The sequence below is a fragment of the Micromonospora sp. NPDC049523 genome (assembly GCF_040676775.1).
Taxonomy (GTDB): domain Bacteria; phylum Actinomycetota; class Actinomycetes; order Mycobacteriales; family Micromonosporaceae; genus Micromonospora_G.
The window spans coordinates 55,521-68,291 of record NZ_JBFAPP010000028.1 but is presented as its reverse complement, the minus strand read 5'-3'; the positions used below and the strand labels follow the sequence as shown (position 1 = coordinate 68,291).

Here is a 12,771-nt window from a genome sequence, read left to right as displayed (position 1 = left end):
ACCCACGGGTGAGCAAACTTCCCGGGGGCGGCAGCGTCGTAATGGCGGAGGTGGGCTGTGGACCAGGGTTCCGAGCACGAGTTCACCGCATTCGTCAGCGAACGTGGTGGGGCTCTGCTGCGGGTCGCGTACGCCCTCGCCGGTGACCAGTACGCCGCCGAGGATCTGCTCCAGGACGCGCTGGCCAAGGCGTACGCGCGCTGGCCGAAGATCCGCGGCGACGCCGAGCCGTACGTACGCCGGATCCTCTACAACGACCAGGTCTCCGGTTGGCGGCGGCGCAAGCGGAGGCCGGAGGTGCCGCTCGGCGTCACCCCGGAACCGGTAGCCGACGGCGACACCGCCGACGACACCGTGTTGCAGATGATGCTCCGGGACGCGCTGCGGATGCTGCCACCCCGACAGCGGGCCGTCCTGGTGCTGCGTTACCTCGAAGACCTCAGCGTGGAACAGACCGCCGCGCTGCTCGGCTGCCGGGTGGGCACGGTGGCGAGCCAGTCGTCCCGCGCCCTGAGCAAGCTACGTGACCTGGTGCCCGACTTCGACAGCCTGGCCGGCGAGGACAACGCGGAACAGCGGTACGAGCAGGCTGAGCGGGATGTATCCCAGACCCGTTGGGAGACGGCGCGATGAGCCACGCGACTGACGAGGCCCTGCGTCGGGCCGTACGCGGACTGGCCGGTGAGGCGCGCGCCGCGATCGACCTGGCACCGCTCGCGATAGCTCGGGGTCGGCGGGTACGACGCCGCCGCCGCATCGTCGGCGCCGCCACGGCGGTGGTCGCGGTGGCGGTGATCGCGGCACCCTTCGTCTGGCTGCGCCCCGGTCCGGAGGTACGGCCCATCGGACCGTATCCCAGCGTGCCGACCTCGGCCGACACGGCCGCACCCTCGGCGTCGCCCTCGACCGGGCAGCCGGCGGGCGGCGAATGGTGGGGCAACCCGCTCCAACTCAGCGGCAAGTGGATCGTCACGGGCGCGACCGGCACCGGGTCCCCGCGCAAGCCCGCCTACGTGCTCGACCGCACCCGGAACTCCTACCTTGCCTACACCGCGTACGACGAGGTGTGGGCGGCGCCGAGCGGCAACCTTGCCGCCGTCTACGACTACGACCGGCCGAGTGAGACCGGGCTGCTGGACGTGTCGACCGGTGCGGTCACCTGGTACGGGACCGGCAACCGCATCTGGCAGCCGCAGTGGTCGCCGGACGGCCGCAAACTGCTGTCGACGTCCACGACCGGCCTGCCCTCCGGTGGCTACGCGGCGGTCATCGTCACCGTCGGGGACCCGATGGTCTACCGGTTCTCGGCCCTCCCGACGAACTTCCTCTGCACCGACTACTGCCGGTTCACCTGGATGCCCAACGGTAAGGAGTTCGTCCTCCAGCAGACCGACCCGGCCCAGCAGAGTTCGATGACGGCTCGGCACGCGAGGCGTGGACTGCAACTCTTCTCCAGTGGCATCTCCATGCCGACCCGTTTCCTACCCATCAGGGGCGACGTGGCCGGGCCGTACTCGTGGTCGCCGGACGGTCGGTTCGTGGTCGTACAGGGGCAGGAGGAACCGCAGCTCGTCAACGCCGTGACCGGGGCGGTGCTGGCGAAACTGCCCAGCGCGGATGCGTTCTGGACGGCCGACGACCGGTTGATGTACATCGACGAACGCGGGGGGTACCCGACCGCCATCGAGATGGACCTGCAGGGCGCCGAGTTCGCGCAGTTCTCGCTCCCGCCGGAACTACTCGGCCGGCAGATCTCGGTGGCACCCCGCTGACCTCTCGCTCGATCGTGGTCCGTGGCTCAGGGACGGTCCCGGCAGGATCGAGGAACATGAAACCTCGTACGGCGTCCTCAATGCGCTGACCAGGGGTTATCGGCCACTAGCATGCCCCTGGGACCCGTCGTGGAGGGGTGCGTGTGATGACACGACTGGACAGCCGACCGGAGCCGAAGACTGACGTCCGGGCCGGCTATCGCGGTGACATCGAGGGACTGCGCGCGGTCGCCGTCGTACTCGTGCTGTTGTCCCACGCGGGCCTGGACTTCCTTCCCGGCGGCTTCGTCGGGGTGGACGTCTTCTTTGTCATCTCCGGCTTCCTGATCACCGGGCTGCTGGTCGAGGAGTTGGAACGTACCGGCCGGATCTCGCTGAGGGGCTTCTACGCCCGGCGGGCGAAGCGGCTGCTGCCCGCCGCCGGGCTGGTGCTCGGCACGAGCCTGCTGCTGACCCTGTTCTTCCTGCCGAAGACCCGGTGGGCGGACACCGGCTGGGACGTGGTCGCCAGCGGCCTCTACGCGATGAACTGGCGGCTGGCCGAGCAGGCGGTCGACTACCTGGCGGTCGGGGACGCGCCGAGCATCCTCCAGCACTTCTGGTCGCTCGCGGTCGAGGAACAGTTCTACCTGGTCTGGCCGCTGCTGCTGATCCTGGTCGGTTGGCCGGGCCGGCGCCGGCGCCGCGCCACCAAGGTCGACACCCCCGGCGGTACGGGTGTGAGCCGGCGCAGGTGGTTCCTGCTCACCCTCGCCCTGATCGGGGTCCCGTCGTTCGCCTGGTCGATCTACCTGACCTCGTCCGACCCGTCCCGCGCCTACTTCGTCACCACCACCCGGATGTGGGAACTCGCCCTCGGTGGCGGCCTGGCCCTGCTGGGTTTCCGGCTGTCCCGGCTGCCCCGGCCGGTCGCCGCCGGGCTCGGCTGGGCCGGGCTGGTGGTGATCGCCGTCGCCGCGGTCTGGATCACCCCGAGCATGGCCTTCCCCGGTTACCTGGCCGTGCTGCCCACGCTCGGAGCCGCGGCCGTGATCGCCGCCGGCACCGCTGGCCGTACCGGTCCCGAACTGCTTCTCGGCCTGCGCCCGGTACGCGCGATCGGCGCCCTGTCCTACTCGCTCTACCTGTGGCACTGGCCGCTCCTGGTGGCGGCCGAAGCCCGCTTCGGTGAGTTGAGCGTGGGGGCGGGACTGGCGGTCGTGCTCCTCTGCGCACTGCCGGCCTGGGCGACGTACCACTACCTGGAGAACCCGGTACGGCGGTCGAAGCGGCTGGCGTTCTATCCCGTACGGGCGTTGCGGCTGGGGTTGTTCTTCACCGCCGTACCGGTGCTGGCGGGGCTGCTGTTCCAGTTCACCGTCTGGCCGCCGCCACGGCAGGTCCCGGTGACCGACACGATCCCCTGGGCCGGCGCCTCGTCCGGTAGCTCGGTTTCGGTGTGGTCCGGTCCGCCGGGTGCGGCGATCCTTGGCGACAATCCCCGGACCAGTAGGGAGGGTGTGCAGGCGGACATGGTGGACGTCATCGTCCCGGACCCGCTCGCCGCCAAGGACGACCTGCCCGACGTCTACCCGCAGAAGTGTTTCTCCGAGGGCACCAGGACCGAGATCGTGACCTGCGTGTACGGCGACCGCGGAGCCGACTTCACGGTGGCGGTGGTGGGTGACTCGCACGCCGGCAACTGGATCCCGGCGTTGCAGGCGGTCGCCACCGAGCGGAAGTGGCGGCTGGTGACGTACCTGAAGCAGTCGTGTCCGTTCCTCGACCTGGAGATCTCGGTGCTGTCGCGTACCCAGCCGGCCTGTGCCGAGTGGAACCGCAACGTGCGTACGGAGCTGACTGGGATCGCCCGGCCCGACCTGCTGCTGACCAGCGGGGCGTTCTACGTCCCGGTCCGTGGCGACGCCCTGCTCAACGGGACCGAGGGGTACCACGCCACGGTCGAGGCGATGCGCCGGACCTGGACCGCGATGACCGACGCGGGGATCCGTACGGTCGTGCTGCGCGACACCCCGCACCTGAACGTACGGGTCGCCGAGTGCGTCTCGGCGAACCGGACCAGGCTGACGACGTGCGCCGCCCCTCGGGACCTTGCCGTGACCGCCAGCGCCGGTCCGGCGCAGGCGGAGGCGGTCGGGGGCCTTCCCCAGGTGCGGCTGGTCGACCTGACCGACGCGATCTGCCCGGCGGACCGGTGCGCCCCGGTGATCGGCGGGGTGCTGGTCTACCGGGACAGCAGCCACCTGACCGCGAGCTACGCCCGCAGTCTCACCCCTCGGCTCGGCGCCGCACTCGACACGCTGCTCGATTGAGGTTCGACGCGCTCATCGAAGTGACGTGCGGCGACCGGGACTACACGCGGCGTTCCGGTGGCGGCCACCCCAAATTGATCATGGCGTCGGCTCCGCTTCGTAACGTCAGTGATCATGACTGTCCTTTCCGCATCATCGCCGCTGCGCCGGGCCGCGACGGGGCTGCACGCCACGCGTACCCGCGCTGCCGCCGCGCTCGCCGCGCTCGCGGTCACCGGTGGCGCCGCCGTGGCCGTCACCGCCTCGTCGCCCGCCGCCGCCGAACCGGGCAACGTCGTCGTTTCGGAGAACTTCTCCTCCGGAAACCTGCCCGCGGGATGGCGCGCGGTCGACGGCGCCTGGAAGGTCGAGAACGGCCGGCTGTACGGCACCTCCGCCAGCTCGGCCGACAACAACAAGATCACTTTTGGTCGGCACCTGAACGACTTCCGCTTCGAGGCCACCATGCGCTTCGAAACGGTGTCGGCCGCCACCCGCTGGGCCTCACTCGGCCTGGACGTCCCCGCCGACGGCGCCACCCCGTGGTGGATCGCCACCATGCGCAGCGGCACCACCGCCGCCAACGGGCTCGAGTTCGCCCAGCGGACCACCGCCAACACATGGGTCGTGCCGAACACCGCCTCCGCCCCGTACGCCGCCGGCACTGGCCGGGACGTCCGGGTCGCCGTCGAGGTGCACGGCAACCAGGCCCGCTGGATCTTCGACGGGCGTGAGGCGATGCGTACGAACAGTTTGCAGCGTTCCGCCGACGGCATCCAGGCGCTCTTCGTCAACGGCGCCACCGTCTCGTACGACGACGTGACCGTCACCGAGCTGCCGGCGAACGGCTACATCCGCCCCGAGGGCAGCCCGTTCACGGTCGTCGCCCACCGTGGCGCGTCCGCCGCAGCACCGGAGAACACCCTGGTCGCGCAGGAGATCGCCCGCAAGGGCGGCGCCGACTGGATCGAGAACGACGTGCAGCCGAGCAAGGACGGCGTCCCGTTCATCCTGCACGACGGCACCGTCGACCGGACCACCGACGGCACCGGCAACATCCGGGACCTGACCGCCGAGCAGATCAAGGCACTCGACGCCGGCTCCTGGTTCGGCCCCCAGTACGTCGGCGAGCGGGTGCCGACCCTCGCCGAGCAACTCGCCGACCTGCGTACGCGCGGCGGCAGTCTGCTGCTGGAGATCAAGGGCAAGCACACGAAGGACGAGGTCGCCACGATCATCCAGGTGATCCGGGACGAGCAGATGACCAGCCGGGTCTTCGTACAGAGCTTCGAGGTCGACGCCCTCCAGTACACCTACGAACTCGCCCCCGAGCTGCCGCTCGGCCTGCTCCGCAGCAGCCTCGACGCCGACCCGGTCGCGATCTCGAAGCAGCTCCACCTGACCGCGTACAACCCGGACGGCAACGCGCTGCTCGCCAAGCCGGAGATCATCGCCCCGCTGCACGCCGCAGGCGTCGCCGTGATGGCGTGGACGATGGACTCCGCCGGCCTCTGGCAGCGGCTGGAGCGGGTCGGCACCGACGCGATCATCACGAACCGGGCGTCCGAACTGGTCGGCTGGAACTCCGCGTTCATGCAGCGCGCCTCCGGTGACCCGACCGTGGCGATCACCTCGCCGGCCGACGGGGCGCGCCTCGACCGGGCGCAGTCCCCGGTGATCGCGGTCGCCGCGACCAACGCCGACACCGTCACCGTCACCCTCGACGGCAAGAAGTCGGCCGCCGGACGCAAGCTCGACCTGGCCAAGCTCACCGCAGGCAAGCACACCATCAACACCGTGGTCACCGGGCCGGAGGGCAGTGCGACCGCGACCAGCACCTTCACCGTGACGGTGAGCCAGGCCGGCCTCGGCTACCTCATCCTCACCTCCGCCGCCGACCCGGCCGCGATCGGCACGATGACCGCCAAGCTCGTCGACGGCAAGTACGCCGAACTCGCCAGCTACGTCGACCGGCAGGCCGGCAAACTCGTACCGGCCGAGGTGGCCAGTGTGATCGCCGCCGACGCCCGCACCCTCGCCCTGAAGTAGTCCATTCCCGACACCAGCCACCGTCCCCGTCGCCTTCCTCCAGGCGGCGGGGACGGCTCATTCCTCCACGTTGCGGGTACGGCTTGTCCATCCGGTCCGGGTGCTCCGCTCGTGAACCTCACCTGCCCGACGACGGGCCCCAGCGTCCCGTTCACCGGCATGTTGATCGTCATCGACACGGTGTGGCTACCCATCCCCGACCGTGTGGAGACACGATGACGCTGCCCCGTACCCGTTACCTGACGGCCGTGACCGCGGCCCTGGTCACCCTGATCACCGCCGGTGCGGCACCCGCCGCCCAGGCAACCTCGCCGAGCCGTGCCGCGCCCACCGACGCGACCGCCGCCGGCCCCGGCCAGCAGACGATCTGGCGGGGCGACTTCGACGCCGCCCGCGCCGGCTGGACGGTACGGACCGAAGGTGCGCCCGCCGACTGGCGTGGCTGGACCTTCACCGAACGGGACGCCTGGTTCGCCGCCGCCGCGCCGGCCGGCATCGGCTGCGACCCGGAGCAGAACGCCCCGCTCGACCAGCGCTGCTTCCTCGACCAGCGCAATCAGTTCTCCCGCTCGCGCGGATTCCTCGCCGTCGCCGACAACGGCGTCGCCTCGGCCAGGGGTGCGACCGTGGACGGGGCGAACCCGGTCAGCACCACCCTGACCAGCCCGGTCGTGCCGGTCGGCGGGCAGCGCCAACTGGAACTCGTCTTCTCCTCGCACTACCGGCAGGCGCACAAGGCCGTCGGCCGGGTCACGGTCTCCTTCGACGGCGGCCCGGAGAGCGAGATCCTGCGCTACTCGGCGGCCCGGATCAGCGCCAACGGTGGCCAGGACGTCATCTCCGGCCAGGAGGTCGTCCCGGTCAAGGTGCCGGCCAAGGCGAGCACGGCCGTCTTTCGCTTCGGCTACGCCAGCAACCAGCCGCGGCTCTACTGGGCGGTCGACGACGTGCTGGTCCGTACGCCGATGGCGCCGCTGCCGGCGGGCGTCACCCCGACCACGATCCAGGTGCTCAGCGACATCCAGCACGAGGGACTGCCCTACCTGGACGGCACCCTCGACCTGCTGCGCCGGCAGGCCCCGAAGTCGAAGGCCCTGCTGGTCGTCGGTGACATCATCAGCGGCCCGCGCGAACAGACCCAGGAACAGCAGGTCGCCGAGTACGACGAGGTGAGCGCGATCTTCGCCGACCGGGACCGGATCCCGACCGTGCTGCCGGTGCTCGGCAACCACGACGTACGCAGCCGCGTGCTGACCCTCCAGCAGCAGGTCGACAACTTCCTGACCTTCGGCAACAAGTGGGGCGCCGAGATCGACAAGACGTACTACGAGAAGGTCGTCGGCGGGGTGCCGATCATCGTGCTCGGACCGGAGGCGGGCGTACCCGCCGAGGAACAGCAGGACATCAGCGACGCGCAGGTGGCGTTCCTCGGCGCACGGCTGGCGCACTGGTCGGGACGGGGCAGGCAGGTGCTGGTGCTGCGGCACTACCCGTTCGCCTGGACGGTTTCCGGCACCTACGGCAACTTCTACGGCAACGGGCCGCGCGACGTGGAACTGGAGAACATCGTCGGCCGCTACCCGAACGCCATCTACCTCAGCGGTCACACCCACTGGTCGCCGTACCGGTCGGACTGGGCGGTCCGTACGGTGACCGACGGCGGGCACCCGGACGGCTACACCGCGATCAACACCGGGGCGCTGGCGATGGAGTTCGCGCCGAGCCCGACCGACCCGTGGGACGAGGACTCCGCGACCGACCGGCCCGAGTCCCCGACCGCGCTGACGGTCTCGGTCTACCCGGACCGCACGGTGGTGCTCGCGTACGACGCGCTCACCGGTGAGCAGATCAACCAGGTCGAGGTGGCGAACCCGCTCTACCGGGGGTGATCCCGACCGGCCGGGCGTCCCGTCGCGGCGGGGCGCCCGGTCACGGTGGAGTGGGGCGGGTGTGAACCTGAACAGCAGGACAATTGAGGAACTCCGCCCGTACGTCACCTTTTGCGGCCGGGCGTTATGCGAGTGACGGAGCAGACCGACCGGATAGACCCGTTTGCGCAGGCGGCGAGGCTGAAAATTTACACCGTCCCGTACACCCGGCAGTTCTTGTAACGACACTGTTTCCGCATATGCTCCAGCGCGTCTACCCCCCTTTACGGAGGCTTAGTTTGATGCGCCGGAACAGACGCACGCGCTCACTGAACGCGCTGGGCGTACTCCTCACCACTGGTGCGCTCGGCCTGGCCAGTGGCACCGCCGCGGTGGCCGCCGAACCGACGGCCACCCCGTTCGTCAGCGAACTCCACTACGACAACGCCGGCACCGACTCCGGTGAGGCGATCGAGATCGAGGCGCCCGCCGGGTTCGACCTGTCCGGCTGGCAGATCGTGCTCTACAACGGCAACAACGGCGCCGCGTACAACACCCGTACGCTCAGCGGCGTCGTGCCGGCGGCCGGTGTGGTCGTCGCGACCTACCCGGTCGACGGCATCCAGAACGGTGCGCCGGACGGGATCGCGCTGGTCGCACCCGGTGGCACCGTGGCCGAATACCTCACCTACGAGGGCACCTTCGCGGCCGTCGGCGGCCCGGCCAACGGTCTGACCGGCACCGACATCGGCGTTTCCGAGGGCTCGTCCAGCCCGGTCGGCTTCTCGTTGCAGAAGATCGGCGGGACCTGGCGGGACGCGGCCCAGAACACCTTCGGCGTACGCAACGCCGGTGGCGACCCGGACCCCGATCCCGATCCCGACCCGGTCGGCTGTGACGTCACCGTCGACCGGACCATCGCCCAGGTCCAGGGCACCGGCGACGCGACCCCGCTGGCCGGCACCCGGGTCACCGTCGAGGGCGTGGTGACCGGTGACTACCGCACCGGCGGCTACAACGGCATCTCGGTGCAGAGCGTCGGCAGCGGCGGACGCGCACCGGCCGCCGGCACCGCCTCCGACGGCATCTTCGTCTACCTGACCACCAACGCCGCCAACCACCCATCGGTCGCGATCGGCGACCGGATCCGGGTCAGCGGTACGGCCAGCGAGTTCAACGGGCTCACCCAGCTCAGCATCGGCGCCAAGGCCGACGTGCAGGTCTGCGAGCAGGGTGTGGCGCTGCCCACCCCGGTCGCGTTCGGCCTGCCGCTCGACCCGGCCGGGCGTGAGTCGGTCGAGTCGATGCTGGTCGCCCCGGTCGGCCCGTACACGGTCTCCGAGGTCTACAACACCAACCGGTACGGCGAGGTCGTGCTCGCCGCCGGTGAGCACGCCGCGGTCATCCCGACCGACCTGGCCCGCCCCGGCACCCCCGAGGCCCAGCAGGTCGCCGCCGCGAACAAGCTCGCCCGGCTGCTGCTCGACGACGGTCGCACCACCAACCTGTCGACGGACAACACCCTGCCGCCGTACTTCTCGCCGACCAGCCCGCTGCGCGTGGGTGACCGGGTCGGTGCGTTCGGCCCGACGGTGCTGTCGTACGGCTTCAACGAGTGGCGGCTCCAGCCGACCACCCCGGTCGACGCGGCCACCCCGCCGGCCGCCCGCACCACCTTCACGTCGACCAACCCGCGTACGGCGGCACCGGAGAACGTCGGCGGGGACCTCCGCCTGGCGAGCTTCAACGTGCTGAACTACTTCGTCCACTTCGGTGGCGAGGCGCGCGGCGCGGACGACGAGGCCGGCCTGCTGAAGCAGGAGGCGAAGATCGTCTCGGCGATCAACGCACTCGGCGCCGACGTGGTCGGGCTGGAGGAGATCGAGAACTCGGTCCGGTTCAACACCGCCGACCCGCAGCAGGCGCTCAAGCGGCTGGTCGCCGCCCTGAACACCGCCGCCGGTGCGGGCACCTGGGACTACGTCCGTACGCCCGCGCAGTTGCCGCCCGCGACCGCGCAGGACTTCATCACCACGGCGATCATCTTCAAGCCGGCGAAGGTCACGCCCAAGGGCGAGTCCCGCTCGGTCAACGACGAGAGCGTCTGGTTCAACGCGCGCGAGCCGATCGCGCAGAGCTTCACCTCGGGCGCGGCCACCTTCACCGTGGTCGTCAACCACCTCAAGTCCAAGAGCGCCTCGGACTCGGCGACCGGCGACAACGCCGACGCCGGTGACGGCCAGGGCCAGTTCAACGGTGACCGGGTCCGCCAGGCGCGGGCGCTGGCCACCTTCGTGGACCAGTTGAAGACCGACAGCGGCAGCGACGACGTGCTCCTGCTCGGCGACTTCAACGCCTACACCCACGAGGACCCGCTCCAGGTCCTCTACGACAAGCAGTACGTCGACCTGAACACCACCGGTGAGGCGAGCTACGTCTTCGGTGGTGAGTCCGGCTCGCTGGACCACGCCATTGCGTCGCCGTCGCTGGCGGCCCGGGTCACCGGGGTCGACGTGTGGCAGATCAACTCGCACGAGTCGTTCGCGTTCGAGTACGACGGCCACCCGGCGTTCTACGCGCCGAACCCGTACCGGGCCAGTGACCACAACCCGATCGTGGTCGGCCTCGACACCGCCCCGGCCGGCCCGGTGCAGGTGCAGCTGCTGGGCATCAACGACTTCCACGGTCGGCTCGAATCGCCGGGCAACGCGCCCGACGGCCGGCCGATCGGTGGAGCCGCCCAGCTCGCCGGCCTGGTCGGTCAGCTCCGTACGGCCAACCCGAACACCGTGTTCGTGTCGGCCGGCGACAACATCGGAGCGTCGACGTTCATCTCGGCCATCGACGGGGACAACCCGACCCTGGACGCGCTGAACATGATGGGCCTGGACGCCGCCTCGGTCGGCAACCACGAGTTCGACAAGGGCTTCGCCGACCTCGCCGGCCGGGTCACCGACCGGGCCGACTTCCCGTACCTCGGTGCGAACGTGTACCGGGGCACCGAGCGGGCGCTGCCCGCGTACGCGGTGAAGACGGTCGGCGGCGTACGCGTCGGCATCGTCGGTGTGGTGACCGAGCAGACCGCGTCGCTGGTCAGCCCGGACGGCATCGCCGGCCTCACGTTCAAGTCGCCGGTTCCGGAGGCCGAGGCGGTCGCCGCCGAGCTGAAGGACGGCAACCCGGCCAACGGCGAAGCCGACGTCGTGGTCCTCGTCGCGCACGAGGGTGCGGCACTGGAGAACATCGCCACCCCGGAGGCGCTCGCCGCCGACCCGGTGTTCGGTGCCTTCGTACGGGCCAGCGCCGACATCGACGTCATCGTCAGCGGGCACACCCACCAGCCGTACGCCTTCGAGATGCCGATCCCCGGCACGGACCGGCTCCGGCCGGTCGTCGAGGCACAGGAGTACGGCCGCAAGCTGGCCCAGGTGACGCTGAGCGTCGACCCGACGACGAAGGCGGTCACCGCCGCCGACGCCGGCCTGCTCGACGTCGTCGGCGCACCGTCCGACCCGGCGATCGCCCAGCTCGTCGCGACCGCCAAGGCCAACGCCGACGTGCTCGGCCAGCAGCCGCTCGGTGCGATCACCGCCGACATCCGGCGGGCGACCACCAACGGCCAGGAGGACCGGGGCAAGGAGTCGGCCCTCGGCAACTTCATCGCCGACGTGCAGCTCGAAGGCACGAAGGACGCCGGTCGCGGCGGGGCGCAGATCGCGCTGATGAACCCGGGCGGTCTCCGCGCCGACCTGGTGTACGCCCCGGACGGGGTGGTCACCTACTCCGAGGCGTTCTCGGTCCAGCCGTTCTCGAACGACGTGGTGACCAAGACGTACACCGGTGCCGAGATCAAGCAGGCGCTGGAGCAGCAGTGGCAGCCGGCGGGCGCGTCCCGTCCGCTGCTCTGGCTCGGTGTCTCGAAGGGGTTCAGCTACACCTACCTCCCGACTGCGGCGCAGGGCTCGCGGATCACGTCGATGAAGCTCAACGGCGTGGCGATCAACCCGACCGCCAGCTACCGGGTGACGGTGAACTCCTTCCTGGCGGCGGGTGGGGACAACTTCCTCGCCCTGGCCGGCGGCATCAACCGGGTCACCACCGGTGACAACGACCTGACCATGCTGACCGACTACCTCGCCGCGAACTCGCCGGTGACCGCCGACGCGGCACCGCGTTCGGCGATCGGTCAGCCCGGCCCGCAGTGCACCACGACGATCACCGGCCGCTACAGCCGGCCGCTGACCGTCACCGCGGGCCTGACCTGCCTGGATGGCGCCACCATCTCCGGCCCGGTCACGGTTGCCTCCGGCGCGTCGCTGATCAGCACCAACAGCACCATCTCCGGTCCGGTCACGGCCAACCGCCCGGTGCTGTTCACCCTCACCGGCACCACGATCTCGGGTCCGGTGACGGTGACCGGCGCGACCGGTGCGGTGCTGATCGAGAAGGGCCGGATCAGCGGCCCGGTCACGGCGACCGGCAACACCGGCGGGGTACGCCTCGACATGCTCACCATCGCCGGCCCGGTCACCGTGACCGGCAACTCCGGCAGCCAGCCGGTGCTGGTGGCGGCGAACGCGGTCAACGGTCCGCTCTCCTGCTCGGGCAACACGCCCGCGCCGGGCAACGACGGCCGGCCGAACAACGTACGTGGTCCGGCGAGCGGGCAGTGCGCCCGGCTCTGACCTGACGACGTACTGAAGCAGTAGCGCACACCCCGGTCCGGGGTCGCCTTCCACGGCGGCCCCGGACCGGTCCCTTTTCCCGGGTGCCGGCGCTCGAATGCGCCGG

General features: G+C 70.6%; 6 protein-coding genes. All 6 read left to right on the top strand.

From position 1 onward, the window contains the following. The first annotated feature begins 57 nt into the window (after positions 1-57). The 6 genes from AB0J90_RS31170 (at position 58) to AB0J90_RS31145 (ending at position 12,665) form a co-directional block, all read left to right on the top strand. A complete protein-coding gene (locus AB0J90_RS31170) occupies positions 58-633 on the top strand; it encodes a SigE family RNA polymerase sigma factor (RefSeq protein WP_363602004.1) in 576 nt (191 codons plus the stop codon). After that, positions 630-1,772, top strand: coding sequence for a hypothetical protein (locus tag AB0J90_RS31165; protein ID WP_363602002.1), 1,143 nt, complete (start codon positions 630-632; stop codon positions 1,770-1,772). Before AB0J90_RS31170 ends, AB0J90_RS31165 begins: the two co-directional genes overlap by 4 nt. 146 nt (positions 1,773-1,918) lie before the next feature. Then, positions 1,919-4,084: an acyltransferase family protein gene (locus tag AB0J90_RS31160; protein WP_363602000.1), complete on the top strand. Its 2,166-nt coding sequence runs from the start codon at positions 1,919-1,921 to the stop codon at positions 4,082-4,084. 114 nt (positions 4,085-4,198) lie between these two features. Continuing rightward, entirely contained in the window at positions 4,199-6,112 is a 1,914-nt protein-coding gene (locus tag AB0J90_RS31155; RefSeq protein ID WP_363601998.1) for a glycerophosphodiester phosphodiesterase family protein, read from the top strand. 215 nt (positions 6,113-6,327) lie between these two features. Then, positions 6,328-8,001 carry a metallophosphoesterase gene (locus AB0J90_RS31150; RefSeq protein ID WP_363601996.1) on the top strand — a complete coding sequence of 558 codons (1,674 nt, stop codon included), beginning with the start codon at positions 6,328-6,330 and terminating at the stop codon, positions 7,999-8,001. A gap of 281 nt (positions 8,002-8,282) precedes the next feature. After that, complete coding sequence (locus AB0J90_RS31145; protein ID WP_363601994.1) at positions 8,283-12,665, top strand: ExeM/NucH family extracellular endonuclease; 4,383 nt, start codon at positions 8,283-8,285, stop codon at positions 12,663-12,665. Positions 12,666-12,771 lie beyond the last annotated feature (106 nt).

Excerpts from the sequence above, each read along its gene's own strand:
- AB0J90_RS31165 (WP_363602002.1), top strand. The coding sequence starts at position 630 with ATGAGCCACGCGACTGACGAGGCCCTGCGTCGGGCCGTACGCGGACTG.
- AB0J90_RS31155 (WP_363601998.1), top strand. The coding sequence starts at position 4,199 with ATGACTGTCCTTTCCGCATCATCGCCGCTGCGCCGGGCCGCGACGGGG.
- AB0J90_RS31160 (WP_363602000.1), top strand. The coding sequence starts at position 1,919 with ATGACACGACTGGACAGCCGACCGGAGCCGAAGACTGACGTCCGGGCC.
- AB0J90_RS31150 (WP_363601996.1), top strand. The coding sequence starts at position 6,328 with ATGACGCTGCCCCGTACCCGTTACCTGACGGCCGTGACCGCGGCCCTG.
- AB0J90_RS31145 (WP_363601994.1), top strand. The coding sequence starts at position 8,283 with ATGCGCCGGAACAGACGCACGCGCTCACTGAACGCGCTGGGCGTACTC.